At 53.0% G+C, this 22,653-nt stretch carries 23 protein-coding genes; 6 read left to right on the forward strand and 17 right to left on the reverse strand.

All coding sequences use genetic code 11. The features are described 5' to 3' along the window. Positions 1 to 119: 119 nt before the first annotated feature. Complete coding sequence (locus tag DI14_RS07985; RefSeq protein ID WP_034807300.1) at positions 120 to 1,607, reverse strand: cryptochrome/photolyase family protein; 1,488 nt, start codon at positions 1,605 to 1,607, stop codon at positions 120 to 122. 74 nt (positions 1,608 to 1,681) lie between these two features. Here DI14_RS07985 and DI14_RS07990 point away from each other — a divergent pair, with 74 nt between their 5' ends. Continuing rightward, the gene (locus DI14_RS07990; protein ID WP_034807302.1) at positions 1,682 to 2,305 is read left to right on the forward strand and encodes a class I SAM-dependent methyltransferase; all 624 of its coding nucleotides are present in this window, start codon (positions 1,682 to 1,684) and stop codon (positions 2,303 to 2,305) included. Positions 2,306 to 2,419: 114 nt separating this feature from the next. Here DI14_RS07990 and DI14_RS07995 read toward each other — a convergent pair whose 3' ends face one another. The 6 genes from DI14_RS07995 to DI14_RS08020 form a co-directional block, all read right to left on the reverse strand. Continuing rightward, entirely contained in the window at positions 2,420 to 5,695 is a 3,276-nt protein-coding gene (locus DI14_RS07995) for an Ig-like domain-containing protein (RefSeq protein WP_160165646.1), read from the reverse strand. 155 nt (positions 5,696 to 5,850) lie between these two features. Next, entirely contained in the window at positions 5,851 to 6,129 is a 279-nt protein-coding gene (locus DI14_RS08000) for a hypothetical protein (RefSeq protein WP_034807306.1), read from the reverse strand. A gap of 57 nt (positions 6,130 to 6,186) precedes the next feature. Beyond that, positions 6,187 to 7,236: a C45 family autoproteolytic acyltransferase/hydolase gene (locus tag DI14_RS08005; RefSeq protein ID WP_034807307.1), complete on the reverse strand. Its 1,050-nt coding sequence runs from the start codon at positions 7,234 to 7,236 to the stop codon at positions 6,187 to 6,189. Between the two features lie 151 nt (positions 7,237 to 7,387). After that, positions 7,388 to 7,840: a hypothetical protein gene (locus tag DI14_RS08010; protein WP_034807309.1), complete on the reverse strand. Its 453-nt coding sequence runs from the start codon at positions 7,838 to 7,840 to the stop codon at positions 7,388 to 7,390. 11 nt (positions 7,841 to 7,851) lie between these two features. Further along, the gene (gene fabZ, locus DI14_RS08015) at positions 7,852 to 8,274 is read right to left on the reverse strand and encodes a 3-hydroxyacyl-ACP dehydratase FabZ (protein WP_034807311.1); all 423 of its coding nucleotides are present in this window, start codon (positions 8,272 to 8,274) and stop codon (positions 7,852 to 7,854) included. 13 nt (positions 8,275 to 8,287) lie between these two features. Continuing rightward, positions 8,288 to 8,539 carry a DNA-directed RNA polymerase subunit beta gene (locus tag DI14_RS08020; protein ID WP_034807313.1) on the reverse strand — a complete coding sequence of 84 codons (252 nt, stop codon included), beginning with the start codon at positions 8,537 to 8,539 and terminating at the stop codon, positions 8,288 to 8,290. A gap of 199 nt (positions 8,540 to 8,738) precedes the next feature. On the opposite strand from DI14_RS08020, the gene mscL reads away from it, so the two are divergent. After that, positions 8,739 to 9,116, forward strand: coding sequence for a large conductance mechanosensitive channel protein MscL (mscL, locus tag DI14_RS08025; RefSeq protein ID WP_034807315.1), 378 nt, complete (start codon positions 8,739 to 8,741; stop codon positions 9,114 to 9,116). A 24-nt stretch (positions 9,117 to 9,140) separates the two neighbouring features. Here mscL and DI14_RS08030 read toward each other — a convergent pair whose 3' ends face one another. The 3 genes from DI14_RS08030 to DI14_RS08040 all read right to left on the reverse strand — a co-directional run bounded on the left by DI14_RS08030 (position 9,141) and on the right by DI14_RS08040 (position 11,869). Then, a complete protein-coding gene (locus tag DI14_RS08030) occupies positions 9,141 to 10,238 on the reverse strand; it encodes a glycerate kinase (protein ID WP_034807317.1) in 1,098 nt (365 codons plus the stop codon). 63 nt (positions 10,239 to 10,301) lie between these two features. Continuing rightward, the gene (locus tag DI14_RS08035; protein WP_034807319.1) at positions 10,302 to 11,084 is read right to left on the reverse strand and encodes a flagellar hook-basal body protein; all 783 of its coding nucleotides are present in this window, start codon (positions 11,082 to 11,084) and stop codon (positions 10,302 to 10,304) included. 11 nt (positions 11,085 to 11,095) lie between these two features. Continuing rightward, on the reverse strand, positions 11,096 to 11,869 hold the full coding sequence (locus DI14_RS08040; protein ID WP_034807322.1) for a flagellar hook-basal body protein: 774 nt from the start codon (positions 11,867 to 11,869) through the stop codon (positions 11,096 to 11,098). 181 nt (positions 11,870 to 12,050) lie between these two features. Here DI14_RS08040 and DI14_RS08045 point away from each other — a divergent pair, with 181 nt between their 5' ends. Both DI14_RS08045 and DI14_RS15225 read left to right on the forward strand, forming a co-directional pair. Next, positions 12,051 to 12,311, forward strand: coding sequence for a hypothetical protein (locus DI14_RS08045; protein ID WP_029334276.1), 261 nt, complete (start codon positions 12,051 to 12,053; stop codon positions 12,309 to 12,311). 35 nt (positions 12,312 to 12,346) lie between these two features. Further along, complete coding sequence (locus DI14_RS15225) at positions 12,347 to 12,712, forward strand: type II toxin-antitoxin system PemK/MazF family toxin (RefSeq protein WP_081825854.1); 366 nt, start codon at positions 12,347 to 12,349, stop codon at positions 12,710 to 12,712. 55 nt (positions 12,713 to 12,767) lie between these two features. On the opposite strand, the gene DI14_RS08050 is transcribed toward DI14_RS15225, so the two are convergent. Beyond that, positions 12,768 to 14,702, reverse strand: coding sequence for a cell wall metabolism sensor histidine kinase WalK (locus DI14_RS08050; RefSeq protein ID WP_034807324.1), 1,935 nt, complete (start codon positions 14,700 to 14,702; stop codon positions 12,768 to 12,770). A 191-nt stretch (positions 14,703 to 14,893) separates the two neighbouring features. Between DI14_RS08050 and DI14_RS08055 the strand changes: the two genes are divergently transcribed. Further along, positions 14,894 to 16,702, forward strand: a complete 1,809-nt coding sequence (locus DI14_RS08055; protein ID WP_034807327.1) for a sensor histidine kinase — start codon at positions 14,894 to 14,896, stop codon at positions 16,700 to 16,702. Next, entirely contained in the window at positions 16,683 to 17,462 is a 780-nt protein-coding gene (locus DI14_RS08060; protein WP_034807329.1) for a response regulator, read from the forward strand. Before DI14_RS08055 ends, DI14_RS08060 begins: the two co-directional genes overlap by 20 nt. 38 nt (positions 17,463 to 17,500) lie before the next feature. Here DI14_RS08060 and DI14_RS08065 read toward each other — a convergent pair whose 3' ends face one another. The 6 genes from DI14_RS08065 to DI14_RS08090 all read right to left on the reverse strand — a co-directional run bounded on the left by DI14_RS08065 (position 17,501) and on the right by DI14_RS08090 (position 22,570). Next, on the reverse strand, positions 17,501 to 17,701 hold the full coding sequence (locus tag DI14_RS08065) for an SDR family oxidoreductase (protein WP_034807330.1): 201 nt from the start codon (positions 17,699 to 17,701) through the stop codon (positions 17,501 to 17,503). Continuing rightward, on the reverse strand, positions 17,698 to 18,183 hold the full coding sequence (locus DI14_RS08070; RefSeq protein ID WP_034807332.1) for an SDR family NAD(P)-dependent oxidoreductase: 486 nt from the start codon (positions 18,181 to 18,183) through the stop codon (positions 17,698 to 17,700). Before DI14_RS08070 ends, DI14_RS08065 begins: the two co-directional genes overlap by 4 nt. Before the next feature lie 160 nt (positions 18,184 to 18,343). Then, positions 18,344 to 19,330, reverse strand: a complete 987-nt coding sequence (locus DI14_RS08075; protein ID WP_034807334.1) for a rod shape-determining protein — start codon at positions 19,328 to 19,330, stop codon at positions 18,344 to 18,346. A 75-nt stretch (positions 19,331 to 19,405) separates the two neighbouring features. After that, a complete protein-coding gene (gene murA, locus DI14_RS08080; protein ID WP_034807337.1) occupies positions 19,406 to 20,707 on the reverse strand; it encodes a UDP-N-acetylglucosamine 1-carboxyvinyltransferase in 1,302 nt (433 codons plus the stop codon). A gap of 245 nt (positions 20,708 to 20,952) precedes the next feature. Further along, a complete protein-coding gene (locus tag DI14_RS08085; RefSeq protein ID WP_034807340.1) occupies positions 20,953 to 21,171 on the reverse strand; it encodes a DUF1146 family protein in 219 nt (72 codons plus the stop codon). 208 nt (positions 21,172 to 21,379) lie between these two features. Then, positions 21,380 to 22,570 (reverse strand): EAL and HDOD domain-containing protein, encoded by a 1,191-nt coding sequence (locus tag DI14_RS08090; RefSeq protein WP_034807342.1) that lies wholly within the window; start codon positions 22,568 to 22,570, stop codon positions 21,380 to 21,382. Positions 22,571 to 22,653: the final 83 nt, after the last annotated feature.

Here is a 22,653-nt window from a genome sequence, read left to right on the forward strand (position 1 = left end):
TTCTACCGATTGCTATTCACTTGGCATGAGGGGTCTCACAAGTCCTATCGTAACGGACGAATGTAAAGCATCTGTGAAGCGTGTGCAAAAGTTTGTGAAGCGTACGTAAAAAAATCGACTCACAAGGAGTCGATTCCGTCGAGCGTCTGTCTCGCCTTCGCCAAAATGTCGGCTTTGACGTCGTCATCACGGCCTTGCCAGTTCCGGAGCATCATCTTCATCCGTTGGTTGTCCTTGAAGCGATCCTGATGTTTGTCGATGAAGTGCCAATAGAGGGCATTGAACGGGCACGCGTCTTCCTCGGTCGTATGTTTCGGATTGTACTTGCACCCTTTACAGTAGTCGCTCATCCGATCGATATACTTGCCCGAGGCGATATACGGTTTCGTCGCAAGCTTGCCGCCGTCCGCGTGGAGCGCCATTCCGAGCACGTTCGGCAAGACGACCCAGTCGTAAGCGTCGATATACATCTCATTGAACCAGTCACTCGTCTGTTGTGGTGAAATCTCGAACAGCGTCGCGAAGTTGCCGAGCACCATGAGCCGTTGGATGTGGTGGTTATGGGCCCACTTGATGACCGGCTTCACGCTTTGATGGATACAGTGCATGTCCGTCTTCGCGTCCCAGAACGAGTCGGGCAAGTCGCGTTCGTGCTTGAACGTGTTGACCGACTCGTAACCGGGCATCGACGCCACATAGACGGCCCGCATGTACTCCCGCCAGCCAAGGATTTGTCGGACGAACCCTTCGATTGAGGCGAGCGGCGCGTCCGACGCGCACGCGGCCTCGACGACTTCGTGCGGTGTTAGGAGTCCGATATTGATGGCTGCTGACAACAGGCTGTGCGACATCTCTTGATTGTCCGCCAGCATCGCGTCCTGATACGGACCGAACGTCTCGAGACGTTCCTCGATGAAACGCTTCAACGCACGTCGGGCCTCACTGCGCGTCACCGGCCAGACGAACGGCGTGATGTCCCCCGGGTTGTCCTTAAAATCGCGCTCGACTTTTTTGATCACGTCTTTCGTGACGGCGTCCGGGCAGAAATGAATCGGTGCTGGGAACGTCAGCCCGGCTTTCGGGGGTTTGCGGTTATCCGCATCGAACGACCATTTCCCGCCCCGGGGTTTCCCATCCTCGAGCAGTACGTCAAAGCGTTTGCGCATCTGGCGGTAAAAGCGGTCCATCCGCCACGGCTCACTGCCAATCGTGTCGATGGCCTCTTCCTTCGTCAAATAGAAGAGCGGCACGTCTGTGTGTTCGACGAGCGTATGCTTCTTCCCGAACTGCTTCAACTTCTTCTCCATCGCGGCGTCGGTGACGGCCGTGTAATGGATCTCTGCCGGGTCGTATCGTTTGAAGTGGTCGTCCCATGCGTCTTGGAACGAGTCGGCCTCGTGATAGTCGACGGTGAAGCCTTTATCGCGCAATTCGTCCGCAAAGTGACGCATCGCCGAGAAGACGAGGACGAGCTTTTGTTTATGGTACGTCCGCCACATCGCCCGTGATGTCGCCTCAATCATGACGATGACATCGTCATCTGCCACATGGTCGAGCATCTCGAGCTCGTGGGATAGCTGGTTGCCGAATATCCAAAATGACCGCATCGATTCAACTCCCTTATTCAAATGATTATGCTACACTCAATCTACATCTACTCGATTCGGAAAGGAATGGTTCGATGCGCTTCAAGCGTCTTCAAACATGGATTGATAGCCAGTACGAGAACCCACGCGGCATCGTCGGCACGTACATCGGCGAGAAAATGGTCCGCCAACACCGGGTCGAAGTCGATTGGACGATTGACCAACTTTTGATTCAACCCAATGTCCGCGTCCTCGACCTCGGTTGTGGTGCTGGCGATGCGCTAGCGCAAATCCTTCATCGTTTTGATTCTGTGCATGTGACCGGACTCGATCGCTCTAAAACCGTCGTCCGCTCGGCGTTGAAACGGAATCAGACAGCGGTGAAAGCCGGTCGCGCTGAAGTCACCGAAGCCGATTTTAGGAGACTCCCGTTCTCGGACGCACAGTTCGACCGTGTCTTCAGCATCCACACGCTCTACTTTTGGGAAGACGTGAACGCCGTGCTTGCCGAAATCGAGCGTGTCCTTGTACCAGGCGGCTCGTTCGTCATCACGTATTGTGACGGGAAAGGTGACATCACGTGGGACGGTATCGTGTCTATCGTTCGAGAACAGTTCATCCCGGCCGCTTCGGCGCTCGGCCTGATTGACGTCGTCGAGACGCGTGGGCCCGATTCGCGCGATTATCATACGGTCGCCATCATAGGAAATAAATCATAAGTCCACTAGTTCATTGCTGTTTAGTATGTTCCCGCCAGGTAAAAATTCATGCGTTACATATAGGGATGAGCATACAAAAAGTTTCCCGGGACATAATAGTCCCGAGAAACTTTTTTAACGTTGTACCGTCGTGTTGATGCGCTCTGTGGCATAACCTGAACGCGTCATTTCGACCGTCAACATATTGCCTTGCCGTTGTTTATTCACATACGCTTTGAAGTTCCCTTTCGCGTCGACTTTTACAGCCTTCCCGACCTTCGATGCACCGTTGTACACTTGTACGGTCGCACCCGGATGCCCTTTGCCCGTTACATAGATGTGACTAGAGCGAAGCGTATTCACACTGAACTGTTTGAAGACATACTTGATCGTCTCTTTTTTCACCGGCGACTGGTTGCCGGCAGCATCTTTCACATGAACCGATACGACTTTCCCCGGCAACCATTTATTGATTTTAAATGCATATGAACCCGTACTCGTCGCCTTCGTCGTATACGTTTTCCCGTTATACGAGATGAAGACGGTCGCCCCTTTTTCCGTCTTACCCGACACGTGCGTCGAAGTAGCCTTGATTTCATTGACAGATGGAGCAGTCGGCGCCGTGTTGTCTTTCGCGTTAATCGTCGTCGTCTGCGACTTCCCGATTTTCGGAATCATGACGAAGCGTAGCTTTTCACCTTCGTTATACGCACGGACGAGGTTCACGTCAAATTTCCCTAAGCCGTCGACCCCCGCATAACCGAGTCGAGTCGTCCCACTCCACACTTCGAGCGTCGCATACGGGTCGCCGTTTCCGGTGATTTTACGGACACCTTGTTGGAATTTGACGTTCGAGACCGCTTTTGTGACGTATGGTTTTGTGATTACTTTTGTCATCTCATACTTAACCGTTTTATCTGGGTTGATAAGTTTAATGGTCACGGTCGCTGGTAAGGCGATGTCGTTTGGCCACGTGATCACAGAACCAAACTGCGTATACTTTTGTGTCTTGCCGTTCACGGTAAATTCGTAATGGTTTTGGTTCATATACTCATTTTGCATATAGAACCAAACCTTTTGACCGCCATCTAGACGGATGTCTTGAATCTTCTCTCCATTCGGCGAGATATAGCCGTATCCTTTGTTACCCGCTTTATCCGTCGCCGTGATTTTTACTTGCCCATATTTTTGAGCCACGACTGGATCGGTCGTCTTGATTGTGAACATCCCCGTGCTCGAGACGACGACAGGCTTGTCTTTGTCGCTTCGATACGTGAACGTCACGGTCGACCCCGGTTCGGTCTTCCCGTAAATCAAATGTTCTCCAGCTAGGACATATTTCTGTAGAATGACGCGTGGCGCCGTCGTATCTTTCACCATGATTTTATTTCCACCAGAAGGGTTACCAGCCAAATCTTCCGCATGAATGATCAAGTGTGTGATACCGTCTGTCTTCAGCCCAGCAACAGGCAACATCCCGCCAAGCGAGAAACCAGAACTGAGAGGCTTATACGGTCGAATTGGGTTTACCTTATTTTTTCGGACGATTGTATTATTTTTGTAGTAGACAATCTCGAAGTTACCGACGTACTCATTCGCATCAAACATGATCTCTTTTGCGTCCTCAGAAAGAATATTATAGATCTCTAACATCGGTCGTACCGTATCTTTTACTTCATATTTGAACGTTTGATCTGCCTTACCTGAAACACTGACGAGAACATTAATCGTTTTCACTTTTTTCAGGTCGACGGCAAACTCAAATTTCCCTTGTGCATCTGCCTTCACTTCTCTCACCACACCGCTTGTGAATTTGAGTGAGGCGTTCGGTTCCGTCGTCCCTTTGAGTAACGTCGTATCGTTCGTTAAGTCAGGGATGAGCGGCTTTTGAATCGCGTCGAACTTCCCTTCCACCCACTCCGATACACGTCCGTCTTGAAGGACGGTCCGAATCATGAACGTGTCGTTTACTTCCAGTAAGATAGAGGGATTGTTCAAGTCGGCTTTCTCCAATAACGATCGTCCGTCCGCTTTCTCGATTTTCGCTTCAAACGTGAGCGATTGGTTCGGATAATAAAACGATGGGACGCTGATGGCAACCCGGTCACTCTGCATCTTCAAAATCGGTGTCGGTGCCGGACGATTGTCCTCGGCGCGAACCGCCCACAGCGGATTTCGGTAGTCGTACTCATCTAAGTAAGAGACGGTAAAGTTCACACCATACAATTTTGGCAACGGAAAGACGATGTCACCATTTGTGTCACTGTTTGCGCGGAAACGGATTTGTCGATAACCGGCTCGACGATCCTCATATGTTACGATGAACGTTTGATTCGGGGTCGCCTTCCCAATCAATTGCGCGTCGTCAAGGTCGAACATTTTTGTTTCGAACTTAATCGTACGAACATCGCGTTTCACGGTCACTTCTTTCGTGAAAATCGTCGCGTTTTCTTGTTGAATCGTGAACGTGCGCTTCGATTGGTCGTTCTGTGGATAGTAACAGCCGAAATAACCGACCTCGTCACTGACCGTACACGTCTCACCGTCGAGAGAAATCACCGAACCTGGGAGGGTCACTCCTCGGAACTGGGTGAGCGACTCCTCAATCACGAGCAACGGCTTCTCCATCGTCGCTACGAATGCGGGCATTGTGAACGCCTGTACCCCTTCAGTCGTCTGATTCAAATGAGCGGCCTGCACCGTGTACGTCTGATTCTGATAAGCGCGCGGCTCCCATCCCGTGAACGGGAAATCAAATTGACCGGTCGCATCGGCTTGGCCAGTTTTTACTTCGTGTCCGACTTTCACGTTCACATAGACGTAAGGCAACGTCTTCCCGGAGACGCGCAACGTCTCGTGCGGTGGTGCATCCAACTGAATGATATCGGCTGTCGCAGCCGTCGCCGTGTACGTTTGGATTGGCGTCGACGCCTTCTCCGGGCTACTGACATACACACTCACCGTCTCCGCCTTGTTTTTCGGGATCCGCAACTCACCAATCGCATCTCTCACTCTTCCCTCGTAGGTCGCGTGAATCGTATGGTTCGGATGGGTAAGGAATACGAACTCGTCGTTGATCATCCCGATGAATGTCGCACTTTGTGGTTTGACCGGAGTCGCCGGAGCTTCAGGTTGACTCCGTTCTGTCACGTCAATCAATTGGTCAAATCCGTATGCATCACGTTGATACACTGCGATTTGTCCAGTCAGTGCTTTGTCGAACGTATATGTATAATTTTTTGAGGCATCACTCTTCGTACGAACAATTTTTTCATTCGCTACGATGGTGACGTCCTGATTGGGTTGATCCGTGGTTCCTGTCACGACGTTCGGGTTCGTCTCGGTTTTTATCAACGTCGCTGCTGACGTCTGATGGGGCGGAATCATCGTTCCGACCAGCATCATTAACATGAAAATTGTAAAACTCTTCTTTATACGTGCAACCATCTTTCTTATCCCCTTTTGGTAATATCTGATTAAACAATAAAAAATATAGCACGATTTTCTATAAACTAGTCACCACTTTCAAAAAGAAGGTCAATAAAAAAAGAGCCAGACAAGAATGTCTAGCCCCGGCTCTTCCGCGTCACCGCCACTCCGCCGAACCCACTGATGATGGCGATATAAAAGCCTAAGTCATAAAACCAGCCGGTGTTGTTCACTTCATAGACGCGATACGTGTCGTTGAACAGCCCGAGAATCAAGGAAATCGGTGCAATCCAGCCGTGCCAGATGCCCCAAAAGAAACCGGCCGGATCGGTCGTGTACGTCCCGTCGGCCGGCACGCATCCACCTAGCACGATGCTCATACTCAAGATGATGGCCAATACTCCGATTCGTTTCATATGAATCCCTCCTATTATCGTTATTACCCGTTTTCACTAAAAAGGCACTGACCGAAGTCAGCGCCACAATTGGACCGTGTTGGCGAACTCGATATCGGTCGCAATCTCGCCGTCGAGAGCGTGAAAGTCAAAGTCCTCGCCGTCGAGCCACTTTTGGAAATCGAAGATGACCGGATCGCGGTCGCCGCCAAGGGCGAACCACGTCTCGAGCGTCTCCGGGAAATAGGCCGCCGTATGGATTGTGCCGGCCCAACTCTTGTAGAGCTCCGAGAAGACACCCTTGTCCGAGTCGTTCATGAGCCGGAACGCGCTCTCGGCGTCTTGGACGATATGTTGATACATCTTGATTTCCATCATCTGGCGCGTCGAATCGTCGAGATGGTAGCGGTTCTCATGTTGCAACAACTCGAAGTGGTTCGTGCAGATGTTCGACTCGCGGACTTGGATGTCGCGCGGTGTCGCCTCGACGACACGCGTCTTTGATGACTTGTCATGCACGACATATGTGAACGAGCCACGGTGCGGAATCTCTTTCAATAAGTCGACCGCCTCCTCGACCGTCGCGCACGTCTCGAGAATCATCCGGCCAATCATTTGACAGACGAACCCGTCACCAGGACGCCGACGGTTGATGAAGTTATAACCCATGGCGAGCCCTTTCTCGTTCATGCCATCCATCCGTCCGGTGACGCGCGAGACGGGGCCGATGACGGCGTAACCATCGTCCGGCTGGAACACGTTGTAGCGACCATCGTACGTCATCGGATGATAGTCGTAATTGCGGACGAGGAAATTGTCGCCCGTTAAAATCGAACAGCCGCTGACCGGGTTGTTCACCCGGAAGTGACCGAAATGTAAGAGCGTATCGGCGAGAGTCAATTCGAGTTCATCTTGGAGCCCGAGCAGTTCTTCCCAAATTTTCGGCGCGAACCGGTCGAACGCCTCTTTTGCCTCGCGCTCGTCAATCTCAAAACGTGGGACCCGGAGTTTCCATTGGTCGGTCCGGTTTTCGAGCAGTTTGCTTCGTTTAATATAGTTTCCTTGAAAGCGGCCAAAGTCATAGTGACTGCCGCGAAATTGTGTCAGTTCACTTGAGACGCGTTGCATGCAAAAACCTCCCTTGCGCCCATTATAGCGGACGCGTGGGAGGTCTGTCTGAGATGAACCTGTTCACAACTTGAGCTGTCGGCTCGGGGTCGAAAAATTAATGGGGACGTATACAAAAACGGATGATTTGTCGAAAATCATCCGTTTCACTTCATTCATTTGTCGCGTTCACGACTTCAAGCGGGATTGACACTTCCGTTTCCCCTTCTTCAGCGATATGGAAGAGCGGGAGTGTCTCTGGCACGAACAAGTCCGGGTTCAAATCGACTTGATACACGTACGTTCGGACGTCCCCTTCACGCTCGGCCGTCAGTTCGCCGAACGGGATGGGGACTCGGTTTCCTTCCACTTCGTAACTGATGACCGTCGTCGGTTCGAGACGACGGTCTTCGAGCATGCGAATCGTGAACAACATCGTCGAGCTGTTCGCTCGCTCTAGAGAGACGGCGAGTGCCTCGGACTGTCCGGCCCGTTTGTCGATCAATGACTCATCGACGTTTTGTTCGTAGACGATGTTCTCTTCGGTCGCTTGCTCGGTCTGCATCTGTTGACAGCCGACGACCGTCATCAACCCGAGCACGAGCGCAATGACCAACACACGCATTTGACTCCCCCTCACTGCAGGGCGAAAGTCAGTTCAGCAACACAGGCGACCTCACCATCGACCGTCGCCACGGCCCGGCCTTTTCCAATCGGGCCGCGCACTTTCAAAATCTCGACTTCGAGACGCAATTGATCGCCCGGGACGACTTGGCGCTTGAAGCGACACCCGTCAATCCCTGCGAAGAACGCGAGCTTGCCCCGGTTCGCTTCTTGCTTGAGCATCGCGAACGCGCCGACTTGTGCGAGTGCCTCGACGATTAAAACGCCTGGCATGACGTTATAGTCCGGAAAGTGTCCGTTGAAGAACTCTTCATTCGCCGTCACATTTTTTAGTCCGACGGCCCGTTTGCCTTCTTCGACTTCGAGAATGCGGTCGATGAGCAAGAACGGGTACCGATGCGGGATTACTTCTTTAATCTGTTCAATCGTGTACATGGTTCCACCACCCTTATGAGGTTAGCCAAAAATCGGTGATATGGCGCCACGTGTCGATGTTGAACACGTCCCTCCACTCGCCGCCGCCAATGACGCTGTACCCGATAATGGCACCAATCGCGAGCATCGCGACAGCCAATATGAGGACAACGATGACACGCAGCAAGATTGGGAAACGGCGGTTGTTCGACAGACGCTTCCGCTCTGTCCGCTGTTTCGACTCTTTTTCTTCCGAGCCCTTTTGTTCTTCGTTCGCCACGTCCATTCATCCTTTCAGCTCATCTGATTATAACATATTAGTACCAGGTAATAAAACTGTTCCATGAGTTCTCTTTTAGTGTAACGTATCTAGAAATGCCGAACAAGCGCCCGGGCCTAGAGACACCGAACCGAAAAAAAGAATGTTGCTTTAACGAAGGATATGCTACCGTGAGAGTATTCATTTATATAGGAGGCATCATGCTATGTGGAAAGAATTTAAAGAATTCGCCATGCGCGGCAACATCATCGACCTTGCCGTCGCCTTCATTCTCGGAGCCGCCTTCACGGCCATCGTCAACTCGCTCGTCAACGACATCTTCATGCCGCTTCTCGGCATCTTGATTGGCGGCATCAACTTCTCAGACTTATCGATGAGCGTGCTCGACGTCGAGGTCGCTTACGGCAACTTCATTCAAGAGATCGTCACGTTCTTACTGATCGCCTTCGCCTTGTTCATGATGGTGAAAGTAATCAACCGTTTGAAGCGAGAAAAAGCCGTCGAAGAGACGCCGGAACCGGAACTGTCGCGCGAAGAGCAACTCCTCGCCGAAATCCGTGACTTGTTGAAAGAACGTCCATGACCAAAAGCCTGAACCCGTCGCGGTTCAGGCTTTTTTATCGAGCAAGCGCACGACCCGACCGACGGCGTTCGTCAACAGCGTTGGCGCCTCACACATCGCCTCCTCGAGCGTCATCACCCGGGAAACGATAGGGAACACCGCTTCGATGCCGACGTCCGGGACGGCGACCACTTCCGTCTGTCCGGTGAATACGAGCGTCGGAACGCCGTGTGCGTGGGCGATTTGAGCGAGTCCATACGGGGCTTTCCCATACAGCGACTGCTGATCAAACGTCCCTTCTCCCGTGATAAGCCAGTCGGCGTCGTGTACGTGCATCTCAAAGTTCGACCAACTTACGACTTTCTCGATTCCGCTCCTATACGTCGCCCCAAGCTGATAGAGGGCAAACCCGACTCCACCTGCCGCACCCGCACCCGGTCGTGTCGTCATATCGTGCGTGAAACAGCGGGCATACTCGGCAAGATGTGCCTCATAGCGTCCGATGTCTCGTCTAGTCAACCCTTTTTGCGGGCCAAACACGACGGCTGCCCCATCGTCACCAAGTAGCGGATTCGTCACGTCCGAGGCGATGCGCCATTCCACTTCTCGCGCTTCCGGCATAAGGTTCGACCAATCGATGGATGCGACACGCTCGAGTTGATGAGGGAAAGTACCGAGTTCGTTTCCAACGTGATCGTAAAATCGGACTCCGAGCGCCTCGAGCAGACCTTTGCCCCCGTCGATGGTCGCACTCCCGCCAAGCCCGACCGTGATGTGCTTCGCCCCAAGTTCGAGCGCCGCCCGTATTTGCAGTCCGGTTCCGTACGTACTGTAACGCCATGGATCGCGCATCTCGACGAGCGTGAGCCCGGACGCCTCGGCGAGTTCGATGACTGCGTCTCGTGATGACTCGGACCAGCCAAAGCGTGCCCGTCGCATCCTACCGTCGAGCGCCGTGACGTCATGCGTCATCACGTCTCCATCTGGATGCGTCGCGAGCCAAGCGTCGAGAAAACCTTCGCCCCCATCGGAAACGGGTACGGTCACGACGTCATGCCCTTCGAGTGCTCGCGCCACGGCCGCATTCGCCTCCACGCTTGAGAGCGACCCTTTGAACGAGTCCATCGCCACGACAATCAACATGTCATCCCCTCCTCACCTTTAGTGTAACGCAAAAACCGCTCCTCCGAGGAGAAGCGGCGTGACTTATGGACGAAGTGATGTGACGAGTCCCATCATCTGATCGCTCATCGAGAGTGCCCGGGAGTTCATCTGATAAGCACGCTGGGTGATCGTCATATCGGTCATCTCTTTCGTCAAATCGACGTTCGATGACTCGAGCGTCCCTTCGATCAACAAGTTGCCGAGTGGACGGTCGACTTCGGTCTGAAAATCGGCCGAGTAGACGTTGTTCCCCATCGGGCGAAGTTCCGACGTATTGCGGACCTCGACGATATCGAGACGTCCAAACTGTTGTTCGACCCCGTTCACGCTGGCGACGACGACGCCGTCTTGACGGACGCGATGGTTCGTCGCTTCGTTCGGTATCGTGATGCGGTTGCCGTCATCACCGAGCATCGCGTTCCCGTTCACATCGACGAGCGTCGTCTCGGCACCGACCGACAGTTGCAGATTTCCGTCCCGTGTCACGCCCGGACCGTTCGGCGTCTCGACGACGAAGAACTGTCGGCTCGCCTTCAAGAAGACGTCGAGCCCGCGCTCGGTCGCTCGAATCTGTCCGATATTGAACTGTTGCGAGATATCGGCGACATGCCCCCCGACGCCGATGCGAATCCCGTTCGGCGTGTCGCGCCCGACTTCGAACTCGGGACGCGGCTGGTTGTTGTACGCCTGTGACAAGAGCGACGCGAAGTGTCCTTGCTGGCGCTTGAACCCAATCGTGTCGACGTTCGCGATGTTATGGCCGGTCACGTCGAGCTGACGTTGCAACTGCGTGAGCGAGTTGACCGAATTATAAATGGACTGCATACGTTTCCTCCTTATCGAACCCGAGCGATCTCGATGGCTCGCTCGGCACTCTTGTCATACGCTTGGACGACCTTTTGGTTCGCCTCGAACTGACGATACGTCATCATGAGGTCGGCCATCGTCTGGTCGAGATTGACGTTCGCCTCCTCGATGAACCCTTGTTGGAACGTGACCGGCGCGAGTGCCGGCGCATCCCCGTTCACGCGGTAATCGTTCCCGACTTGCTCGAGCGTCGCCAAGTCATCGACTTGATAAGCACCGAGCGTCGCCACGTTCTCTCCGAGTGACGTGATTTGTCCGTCCGCAGACAGTGTGAACTCGCTCGACGGCAGCTGGATTCGCGCGCCGGCGTCCGACAAGACGTATCCACCGTCAGCTGAACGAAGGAATCGCTCCTCGTCGACTGCGAAACGGCCGTTCGTCGTGTAAAGCGTCTCGCCGTTTTGTTCGACCGCGAACATCGGGGCACCGGTGAATCCGGCCGGCGCCTTTAAATAGACGTCCGTCGGGCTGCCTGTTTCCGAGATGCTACCGGCTGAGAAACGCGGCATCGTCTCTTGAAGATACACACCGGTCGAGAGTGTCCCAACCTGACCTTGTACCCGTGAGCGTCCGTTGCCGGGGTTGCTCACTTGGGCGAGCAACATCTCAGGAAATGACCGAACGACCCCGTTCGATGCCTTGAATCCAGGCGTCCGCACGTTGCCGAGGTTGTTGCTTAAAATCTCTTGCTGGCGTTGCAGCGCGTTCATCGCACCGGCCGCCGTATATAGTCCGCGTAACATGATCGTCTTCCTTTCGTCCTCAAACGTGTTCTACTTTCTTTATCGTACCAAACGAAGGAATCATTCACCGTTTTTTGAAAAAAGATGAAGAATAATTATGATTTATTTATGTTCGGTAGTAGATAATAAATAATATGATATAATTATTTTATAATCGTATTTCATGAAGGAGGAACGTGCCATGGCTCGTCGAGTTACAAATGACCGCTCTAAAGTCGTCGTGAGAAAAGTAGGCGGTTCAAAAGGCGTAACGTTACCAAAGGCGCTTTCTGCGGACATTGGAGATCAGTTTTACATTCAACAACATCATGACGGAACGATCATCCTTACGCCTTTAGAAAAACCAAAAATCCTGAAAAACGTATTTGCTGATGTGAATGAAGAGACGTATGCAGATTTATACGAGGTCATCCTTGAAGAAGTAGGCAAGGAAGCAGAGTAAACACATCACGTTTCTTTTGGAAGGAAGCCAAAAATATGTCATCTTCATTGAATAAATTACAGCGACCCCTCGTCGGAGAGATTGGCTATATCGATTTTGACCCAAGCGCGGGATCTGAAATTCAAAAACGGCGCCCCGCGATTGTGATTAGCCAAAATGATTTCAATCGAACTGGATTTTGCATCGTTTGCCCAATCACCCATACTGAAAGACCTTTGTTTGTTCGTATACCCGATGGATTACCAGTAGAAGGTTACATTAACGTCATTCAAGCCAAGTCAATCGACTGGAGGGCCCGACGGTGGAAACGAACGACGACGTGTCCAGTCGAAGCGTTAGAACAAGTTCAAGAAATTGTAGCCGTAGCCATTCTAGGTGAATGTTCGATCATTCGAACTTAGGTTTGCCTGAGATATACAAAAACGAGTTCGTCTCCGTTTGAGAGACGAACTCGTTTCACGATTCGACGATCGGCAATTCGACGACCATCGTCGTCCCTTTGCCCGATTCAGATTTTGCATAAATCGTTCCACCGTGAGATTCGACGATCTCTTTACAAATGGCGAGCCCAAGGCCGGTGCCTCCAATATTGCGGCTTGCTTCACTTTGTACGCGGTAAAACTTCTCAAACAAGCGTTTGGCATCCTCTTCTGATACGCCGATTCCTTCATCTTCGATGGCGACCCGGATGACGTCGTCATCGCATTCAACGTTGACGGTGATATTCCCACCGTCGGGTGAATATTTAATCGCATTGTTCAGGATATTCGAGAACACTTGACGAAGGCGAGCCGGATTCCCGGAAATTTGAAGCGACTCGTCACAGTCAAAGTGGAACATGTGCACCTCCGTCGAGCCGGCATGTATCTCGAGCACATCTGACAACATCTCATATAGACTTTCGATTTTGAAATCTTGTTGGTCGGCGCCTGCTTCCATCTTCTGCACGTCAAGTAAATCCGTGACGAGCCGCTCGAGGCGCTTCGTCTCACTATTGATCATACTCAAGTAGCGTTTCCGCTTCTCCTCGTCGACGTGGCGCGTGGCCAACAGTTCGGTGAATCCGAGGATGGAGGTGAGCGGTGTCCGTAGTTCGTGCGAGACGGTGGCGACAAGCTCCGTCTTCAAGCGATCGATTTCAATCTCTTTTGTGACGTCACGTGAGACAAACATCAAACCGAACCGTTCGTCCTTCAGTTCAATCGGTTCGGCGTACATCCGTACGATACGTCTACCCTGTTGCATCGAGTACGTAAACGTCTCATCGAATATTCCCTCGCGTCGAGCTCGATTTGTAAAGCGGAGCAACGCCTCCCGATCGTCGATATGGCTCATGAACGGCTCATAGAACGTCTCGATTGGGTAAAGACTTTGACGATGTTCATACGGGACCGGCTGGTCATACAAATCGAACAGCGCCTGGTTACCGTACATCTTGCCGTTGCTTAACTCTTCAAACACGATAGAATCGCGCATCGTGTGTAAGATGCGGGCCGTCTTCTCCCGCTCTCGTTCAAGCGCATCGTGTTGCCCGATGAGCGAACTCGACATCTCGTTGAACGCTTTCGACAGCTGACCGACTTCGTTTTTGAGCGGTTCGATTGGAATGAGTGCCGCATGCGGGTCGAGCGCGAGCCGTTCACTGTTCGTGATGAGCGCCTGCAGTTGTTTCGTCAAACGGACGACATATGGTTGCAAACTCACGAACAGAATGAATACCGCACCGAGTAAGACCATGAGCCACATCCACTGTGCGCGCGCGAGCTGTTCGGACAGCGATTCACGAAGCGACGTCTCTTGGAAATCGAGGTCGGCCCGATAATCGGTGAAGACCGACTCCATGTCGACGATGCTCGCGCTCATGTCGGCCGCACTCTTCGAGTTCAATTTGAAGCGCGTCTGATTCGACGTCGCATTTTTCGGCATGAGTTGGCCGACGGTCGCCATCTGAAGGAACGGTTCATCAATCTCGCCATTCGCTTTGGCGATGACGTACCGTTCCAGCCCTGGCATGACACGGGTCGTATAAATCGTGAATAACAGCCGAGCGTCTTTTGCGAACGTCTTCTCTTCTTCATTGACGGCCCGCTCCTCGAACCACGTCGTCTGTTCATCGATTCGCGTCTGGGCGCTCCGCACCTCGTTCAAGAGTGCGTCTTCTCCGAGCAGGACGTGACCGCGCATCTCGTATTGCATCGATTGCCACGTCTCGAACAAGTCCGTCGCGCGCGAACGCTGTTCACTGATGCGCTCGAGTTCGACGGTCGTCTCTTTAATCGCTTGTTGTGTATAAAAATATGTGCCTAGCGACGTGAACGTAATCAAGGCCACGAGCACATAAAAGATTGTCAGCACTTGACGGCTGATTCTTGCTTCAATCCAACGTTTCATGGTTCGCCTTCTTCCCTTTAAGTGTTTGCTCCTCTATTCAAGCCTCCCGCTATTCAAACGGGACGTTTTCGTGTACGATTAGGTGACATTCGTCACATCCGTTCAAGACAGGCCTCGGCCTTTTGACGGAATGTGATAAGTATACCGTTGTCTTCTCACAAGAAACTCACAAGTCTGAAGGGAATGTGCCCATGACCCGTAAACATATCGGGCTGATGCTCGTCATCATTCTCGTCGCCATCACGAGCGGATTAGTGCTCACGCGCGGCCAGACGATTGACAGCACGGCCACCGTCACCCGGGGTTCGGCCGATTTGACCGAATCGCAAGTGACAGACCACATCACCCGGCTCGACGGAACGTGGCGTTTCCAATCGAGTCTGCTTGACGCCGTCGACCGACAATCTTATCGTAACGTCCCCCATGTCACGCCCCACGCCACCGCGACGTATGAGGTCGATGTTGCGTTACCTCCCGGACAATATGCACTCCGTGTCCCACAGAACCATCCACATGTCCGTATCCTCATCGATGGCGAACCGGCAGATCCTGTCTATTCTTCCGTCAAACAAGGAGACAGACAGGCGTATTTAGTCCTGCTCGACCCAAATTCATCCGACTTCCGCCTGACGATGCAAGTAAGCGGATCAACCGACCGGCCGACCGGGCTCGAGGACAGCCTGTTAATCGGTCCAATCAACAACATGCTGACGCTGCAAAATGAACTGTTCAGCTACGACTTCGTGAACGTGTTGATCGCCTGCTTGATCTTCCTGTTTTACGCCATCGTCTCTGTCTTCCACCGGAAAGAATCGATTTATTTATACGGGGCGGGGTTCTTTTTCTTGATCGCTTTGTCACTGTTGACCCGCGACCAAATCGTGTTTGAATTCATCCCGGTGATGGCTTATGTCGTCGCCCATAAAGTCAGCCTCATCGCCGTCTTGCTCAGCGTCTGTATGCTCATCGAGTTCGCCATCCGGCTCGAACGTGTCCCGTACGAACGGTTCTTGCGGCTCGCCACATACCCGCTCTACGTCTTAAGTGCTGTCGCCATCATCATCCCATACGCGGTGCATGGATGGTTCGACTACGCCGCCTGGATTTACGTCTTGTTCATCGCCTTCTTTTGGACCGGCCTCAACATCAATTGGCTGTTCGAGCGCAAATCGACGGGCTACCCGCTCGAGTTCCTCATCTTCACGTTGGCGATGATTATCGGGTACATCGGACAGACGATCAATATTCTGATCCCACATCCGAACCAAGACACGTACACGAGCATCTTATCGCTCATTTATTTCGTGCTCATGTTCACGTTGTTGCCGTTACACCTGTCGACCGACAAGCGGCAAAAGCAAGAAGTCCAGACGTTCGCCGCTCAGAGCGAAATCTCGTTCTTTAACGCGCAAATCAAACCGCATTTTCTCTATAACACGTTCGGGAACGTCATCGCGCTCTGTTATACGGCCCCGAACGAGGCGGCACGACTGCTCAGCCACTTGAGCACATACGTCCGCTTCATCTTCGAGAACGGTCGGACCGATTCGAACATCACACTCGGGCAAGAACTCGAGATGATCGACTCGTATCTGTCCATCGAGCAGACCCGATTCAACGATGCCTTCACCATCATCAAAGACATCGATGACAGTCTATTCAACGTGGAAGTACCACCGCTCCTCATCCAGCCGCTCGTCGAGAATGCGCTACGACACGGTCTGATGAGAAAAGGTGGCAACAAACGGCTCATGTTAGCGGTACAAGACCTCGGATCGGCGATTGAGGTCCGCATCGCCGACAACGGTGTCGGCTTCGACCCGAAACGAACGGCCATGCCGACGAGCGGGATTGGCATCCCGAACGTCCGCAATCGCATCGCCTATGTACCGAATGCCACATTCACACTACAATCGGAAGTCGGAGTCGGCACGAACGTCCTTATCCGCCTTCCGAAACGAGAAAGGATGAACGTCCCGAATGCGCACGATCTTGATTGAAGATGAACAGCACTTATTGCGGATGATGGAACGCATCGTCCAAACGGAGCCGAACTTGAAATGGATGGGCTCGTTCCACGACCCGAAAAAAGCCCTCACTTTTTTAAACAACCAAGACGTCGATCTTGTGTTTCTCGATATCGAGATGCCGCATATGTCTGGTGTCGAACTTGCGAAACAGTTGCCGAAGACGACACAAGTCGTCTTCACGACGGCGCATAGCCAGTATGCGGTCGAGGCGTTCGAATTACAGGCGACCCACTATTTGTTGAAGCCGATCACGGAAGATCAGATTCATGCGTTGATGCCGCGCGTCATGAAGCGGTACGAGTCGATTTTACAGTCAGAGCGGCACCGGACGTGCACGATTCAGTGCCTCGACCATTTCTCCGTCAACACGCAGGACGGCGACCTCGTCAAGTGGCCGACGCAAAAGACCGAAGAGTTGTTCGCTTACTTGATTTATCATCGTGATAAGGTCGTCAACAAATGGCTCATCGCTGAGACACTCTACCCAGAGATTGACGAGCCGCAGCGCGCGCTCCATAACGTCTACAATCTCGTCTATCGCTTGAAGAAGACGCTCGCCGATTACAACTTGAGCATCTCGGTCCAAACGATTAACAACGGGTACTCGCTCCGTCTCGATGAGGCGTGCACATGCGATTACTACGCATGGCTCGATGCCGACCCGAAACCGATGCCAAAAGAAGAGGTGGCCGGTCGCCTCTTCGTCGACAAAGACTATACGTGGCACTGAAAAAAGCGCTTCTCCAATGCATCTGGAGAAGCGCTTTTTCATCGTCCGGCAAAGCCCCCGTCGACGTGCAAATGTTGACCGTTGACCCACGCCCCGTCCGGTCCCATCAAGAACGCGACGAAGCGGGCCGTATCTTCCGGCGTACCGACGCGTCCGTGCGGGAAGAACGGGACGAGATGATCGTGTAACGTGTCATCAATCCAGCCCGAGTCGGTCGGTCCCGGGTCGAGGGCGTTCACCGAGATCCCGTAGCGTCCGGTCCACCCGACACCATGAACAAGATTCGTCCGTCGTGTAGCCCGGCTCGTTTATATCGCTCGATGAAGGCGAACGTGAGCCCGAACGTCCCCTCGTTGTTGACGAGGTAGTGCGCGCGCAGCGTCTCGGTCGTAAATGAGTCGACGTTTACGTGGCGCTCGAACGTCGCATTGTTGATGAGACGACTCGGCACACCGAGTGTAGCCTCGATCCGGTCGAGCAACCCTTCTGCGTCACCTGACGCCAAATCGTACGGCTCATGGGCGACACGTGCGCCTAAGGTCTGTAACTCATCCACAAACTGATGAATGAAATCTGGCTCTGCCCCGACCCCGTCCGTCCCGTCAAACGGGGTCCAGTGCGTGAGATAGAGGTCGTGTCCTTCTTTCGCAAGCTTTCTGGCGATTGCCGCGCCGATGCCTTTATCGCGGCTGACACCGGTAATCAATGTGAGTGGTCGCATGATGTTCCTCCGATTCGTTCTGATTTTACATCCCTCATTCATTCACAAATCGGTGCCATGACGATTCCCCTCTCACCTTTTGATAAATCTAGTGTATCAGACATTTTCCCAGGAAATGAAAAACCTGATTCGCGCGCAGAGGCGTGAATCAGGTTACGGCTTACTTCAAACGATCTAAATGCTCGAGCATGATGCCCGTGCCGTGTGCGACGCTGAGCGTCGGCTCTTCGGCGATCATGACCGGCAATCCGACGCGCTCGGCGACGAGCTGGTCGATGCCGTGCAGGAGCGAGCCGCCCCCTGTCATGATGATGCCGCGGTCGATGATGTCGGCCGCGAGTTCCGGCGGCGTCTGTTCGAGGACGCGCTTCGTCGCCTCGACGATCTCGTTTGCCGATTCGGCCATCGCCTCACGGAGTTCTTCTGACGTGATCGTCACCGTACGTGGCAATCCACGTACCATGTCGCGTCCACGGATGTCCATCGTCTCGTTGCGTCCACCTGGGAAGACGGTCGCGATTTCTTTCTTGATCTGCTCGGCCGTCCGTTCCCCGATGATGAGTTTGTGCTTGTCTTTGATGGCACGGAGGATATCCGTATCAAAACGATCACCGGCGATTTTGATTGTCTCACCGCAAACGATGTCACCCATCGACAGAATCGCGACGTCCGTCGTCCCGCCACCGATGTCGACGATCATGTGGCCGACCGGCTTCCAAATGTCCATGCCCGAACCGACGGCTGCCGCTTTCGGTTCTACGGCGAGGAACACTTCTTTGGCGCCCGCTTTTTCAGCGGCTTCCCGAATCGCTTTCGCTTCGACCGGCGTCACGTTCGCCGGCGTACAGATGAGCATGCGAATCCCACCGAAGAAACCGCGTACTTGAATCTTTTCGACGAAGTGACGGAGCATTTCTTCCGTTGTCGCGAAATCGGCGATGACGCCGTCACGGAGTGGACGGATGGCGACGATGTCACCTGGTGTACGACCGACCATCTCGTACGCTTCTGTGCCGACGGCGAGGACTTTCCCCGTCGAGCGTTTGATGGCGACGACTGATGGCTCGTCAAGGACGATGCCGCGGCCTTTGACGTGGATGACGACGTTTGCTGTTCCTAAATCAATCCCGATATCTTTTGAAAACATGATGTATAGGTTCCTCCGTTCATTACTTCATTGAAAAGAGCGAGAAGAATCTCCTCGCTCCTATGAGTCTATTAATTAGTTGTTGACCATTTCTTTAGCGACTTCGACTGTTCCTTCGATGCGCTCGATGTCGGCACCGAGTGCTTGAAGTTTCTTGTGGAAGTCGACGTAGCCACGGTCGATATGATATAAGTCGCCGACACGAGTCTCCTCGTCGGCAATGAGGCCTGCAAGCACGAGTGCTGCACCGGCGCGAAGGTCTGTTGAGACGACTTCGGCACCTTGGAGGCGAACGCCACCTTTGATGATTGCGGAACGTCCTTCGATTTTGATGTCTGCGTTCATGCGGCGGAACTCTTCCACGTGCATGAAGCGGTTTTCAAACACCGTTTCCGTGATGACTGATGTGCCGCCAGCTTTTAAGACGAGCGCCATCATTTGTGCTTGGATGTCAGTCGGGAAACCAGGGTGTGGCATCGTCTTCACATCGACCGGCTTCAACTCGTCCGGCGCGATGACGCGCATGCCTTCCGCTGTGTCTTCGAACTGAACACCCATCTCTTCCATCTTCGAGATGAGCGGGCGAAGATGCTCACGCTCTGCCCCGATGACTTCGATGTCGCCACCTGTGATGGCGCCTGCGACGAGGAACGTGCCCGCTTCGATGCGGTCAGGGATGATTGAGTGCTCGGCACCGTGGAGCTTCTCCACGCCTTCGATACGAATCGTCTCTGTACCGGCACCGCGGACGTGTGCGCCCATACCGTTCAAGAAGTTCGCGAGGTCGACGATTTCCGGCTCTTTCGCGACGTTCTCGATGACCGTCGTGCCTTCAGCGAGGACCGCCGCCATCATGATGTTCTCTGTCGCGCCGACAGATGGGAAGTCGAGGTAAATCTTCGCGCCTTTCAAGCGACCGTCGACTGACGCTTCGACGAAACCGTTGCCGATGACCGTCTTCGCACCCATCGCTTCGAACCCTTTCAAGTGGAGGTCGATCGGACGTGACCCAATCGAGCAACCGCCCGGCATCGCGACGCGCGCGTGACCGAGACGAGCGAGAAGAGGACCCATGACGAGAATCGAGGCACGCATCTTGCGAACGTACTCGAGTGGTGCCTCGTCTTTGATTGTGCCCGAGGCGTCGACTGTGACTTCGTTGTTCGCTTCATCGAATGCGACCTCTGCACCGAGGTGGCGTAGTACTTTGTTAATCGTGTATACGTCGGCGAGACGTGGTACGTTTTGAAGTACCGATTTTCCTTCGCTCGCCAATAGAGTGGCAACCATTGTTTTGAGTACGGCGTTTTTTGCTCCTTCTACACGCACAGTACCTGACAATTTACGTCCTCCACGGACTACAATCAAATCCTTCATATCTCTCTTTGTCCTCCAACTTCGTTAATTTTGTGTTCTATACGTCGATATCCGCAACTTCCGGATGTGGTTATGTCGATTGCTATGATGGTTTGTGAAACGTGACGTCCTTCATCAGGTTTGAATCAAGAATAATAGCAATAAAATAATCTGATGAAAAACGGCATGTCAGACGAGTTTATCCTACACGATAAACATATAGGAATCGTTACAGCAGGATTACAGTTTGTTAATGGTTTTAAACATCACTGTAATGGTGCGAGTGCCTGGGCCAATCGGATATACTCCAAAAAGAACTGGGCGATGAGTGAACCGAAGACGACGGCCACGAGAACGCGCAAGACGGCTGCCTGCGGGCTCCTCACTTGATTGAGCACTTTGTCCCATTTGACCGGCATGAGTGCCCACCAAGCGACGTAAATCGCTACGATATAAATGACGAGCGATAATACGGTGTTTAGCATCGACGATTCCCCTCTTTTCAAAAATTCGTACCATTTTTAATCATAGCATGTCGCGACAGAGAAAAAAAGACTTAGCCTCAACGGGACGATTCGATTCGGTTCGCTTCATTGAATCAGCTCGCTTTCTCATTTAAACCGCATACAAAAAGGGACGTCATCGGCGTGTAGCCTTACTACAGTAATTGACGTCCCTTCGATATTTCAAACATTATTCACTTTTTTCGTCGAACGTTTGGGCCCAGCGGATCGCCTGAATATAGTAAGGTGACCAGTCCGGCGCCGACTCATCGACCGGTACCGTCAAATGTTCATACGCCGTCACCGACTCGAGCAACCCACGGAGCGCGTTCCGATTCCCGAGGAGCGCCTCTTTGACGACCGGTTCGACCGGGAGTTCCGATACGAGAGACGTCATCGTCTCGTCCAAGATGACGTCGAGCGATGAGAAGATGCCCGTGATGAACGCATCGAACGGTTTCACCTCAGGCGTCGAATCAGCTGCAATCAACTCCATCATCTTCCCGCGGATGACGCTTTGTTTAATCAATTCTTTCGACTCAGACGTCTGCATCTCCCGTAAGAGCATCAAATACGACCAGCGCCGCAACTCATCGAGACCGATGCGGGCGACGGCCTGTTCAATCGACTGAATCGTGTGGCGTCCTTTCTGGTATACCGTGTTGACCGAACGCAGCATCTTGTATGACAAATCGACGCTACGCTCAATCAAACCGGCGATGCGACGGAAATTTGGCTCGGGGCGGTCGAGTTCCTTCAACACTTCGACGAGCGTGTGCCGGAGTGGGTGCACCTCGGCGCCATGGACGACGGTCGGCTTGCTGAAGAAGTAGCCTTGAAACATCTTATAGCCGAGCTGCTTCGCCGTCTCGTACTCGAGCGGCGTCTCGATTTTCTCGGCTAAAAATTCGACGCGATGGCCGAGGGCGTCGATGAGCCGCTTCTGTTGCTCGACGGGCGTCGCCTGATAATCGATTTTGATGATGTCAGCGAGACCGATCAAGGGCCGGTACTTCTCCTCGAACACGAAGTCGTCGAGCGCGATCGTGTAGCCCTTTCGGCGGAGGGAGCGCAGTGCGGCGAGCACTTTCTCGGTCGGTTCGACGTGTTCGAGCACTTCGACGACGAGCGACTGGCGCGGCAATAAGGCCGGCACTTCGCCTTCAATCAAGTTTTGCGGGAAGTTGATGAACGCCCGTGTCCCCTCGGTCAACTCCCGAAAGTTGAAGACGAGGTAGGCGTTATGAATCACGTCGGCGGTCGCTAACGCGTCGTCGACGTGTTCGAATATATTCTTCTCGCTGCGGCGGTACAACAGTTCATAACCGCAGACGCGTAATTTCTGATCAAAGATCGGTTGTCGCGCAACGTAAACTTTCATCCCTTTGCTCTCCTTTTGTTTAGTCCCGTCTTTATTATCGGCATGAGCCGTCCGCTTGTTTACTGCTTTTCCCAAATCCCGTC

This window comes from Exiguobacterium sp. AB2 (assembly GCF_000696055.1).
GTDB lineage: Bacteria > Bacillota > Bacilli > Exiguobacteriales > Exiguobacteriaceae > Exiguobacterium > Exiguobacterium alkaliphilum.

Coding starts and splice junctions, on each gene's coding strand:
- DI14_RS07985 (WP_034807300.1), bottom strand. CDS start 1,607: ATGCGGTCATTTTGGATATTCGGCAACCAGCTATCCCACGAGCTCGAG.
- DI14_RS07990 (WP_034807302.1), top strand. CDS start 1,682: ATGCGCTTCAAGCGTCTTCAAACATGGATTGATAGCCAGTACGAGAAC.
- DI14_RS07995 (WP_160165646.1), bottom strand. CDS start 5,695: ATGTTAATGATGCTGGTCGGAACGATGATTCCGCCCCATCAGACGTCA.
- DI14_RS08000 (WP_034807306.1), bottom strand. CDS start 6,129: ATGAAACGAATCGGAGTATTGGCCATCATCTTGAGTATGAGCATCGTG.
- DI14_RS08005 (WP_034807307.1), bottom strand. CDS start 7,236: ATGCAACGCGTCTCAAGTGAACTGACACAATTTCGCGGCAGTCACTAT.
- DI14_RS08010 (WP_034807309.1), bottom strand. CDS start 7,840: ATGCGTGTGTTGGTCATTGCGCTCGTGCTCGGGTTGATGACGGTCGTC.
- fabZ (WP_034807311.1), bottom strand. CDS start 8,274: ATGTACACGATTGAACAGATTAAAGAAGTAATCCCGCATCGGTACCCG.
- DI14_RS08020 (WP_034807313.1), bottom strand. CDS start 8,539: ATGGACGTGGCGAACGAAGAACAAAAGGGCTCGGAAGAAAAAGAGTCG.
- mscL (WP_034807315.1), top strand. CDS start 8,739: ATGTGGAAAGAATTTAAAGAATTCGCCATGCGCGGCAACATCATCGAC.
- DI14_RS08030 (WP_034807317.1), bottom strand. CDS start 10,238: ATGTTGATTGTCGTGGCGATGGACTCGTTCAAAGGGTCGCTCTCAAGC.
- DI14_RS08035 (WP_034807319.1), bottom strand. CDS start 11,084: ATGCAGTCCATTTATAATTCGGTCAACTCGCTCACGCAGTTGCAACGT.
- DI14_RS08040 (WP_034807322.1), bottom strand. CDS start 11,869: ATGTTACGCGGACTATATACGGCGGCCGGTGCGATGAACGCGCTGCAA.
- DI14_RS08045 (WP_029334276.1), top strand. CDS start 12,051: ATGGCTCGTCGAGTTACAAATGACCGCTCTAAAGTCGTCGTGAGAAAA.
- DI14_RS15225 (WP_081825854.1), top strand. CDS start 12,347: ATGTCATCTTCATTGAATAAATTACAGCGACCCCTCGTCGGAGAGATT.
- DI14_RS08050 (WP_034807324.1), bottom strand. CDS start 14,702: ATGAAACGTTGGATTGAAGCAAGAATCAGCCGTCAAGTGCTGACAATC.
- DI14_RS08055 (WP_034807327.1), top strand. CDS start 14,894: ATGACCCGTAAACATATCGGGCTGATGCTCGTCATCATTCTCGTCGCC.
- DI14_RS08060 (WP_034807329.1), top strand. CDS start 16,683: ATGCGCACGATCTTGATTGAAGATGAACAGCACTTATTGCGGATGATG.
- DI14_RS08070 (WP_034807332.1), bottom strand. CDS start 18,183: ATGCGACCACTCACATTGATTACCGGTGTCAGCCGCGATAAAGGCATC.
- DI14_RS08075 (WP_034807334.1), bottom strand. CDS start 19,330: ATGTTTTCAAAAGATATCGGGATTGATTTAGGAACAGCAAACGTCGTC.
- murA (WP_034807337.1), bottom strand. CDS start 20,707: ATGAAGGATTTGATTGTAGTCCGTGGAGGACGTAAATTGTCAGGTACT.
- DI14_RS08085 (WP_034807340.1), bottom strand. CDS start 21,171: ATGCTAAACACCGTATTATCGCTCGTCATTTATATCGTAGCGATTTAC.
- DI14_RS08090 (WP_034807342.1), bottom strand. CDS start 22,570: ATGAAAGTTTACGTTGCGCGACAACCGATCTTTGATCAGAAATTACGC.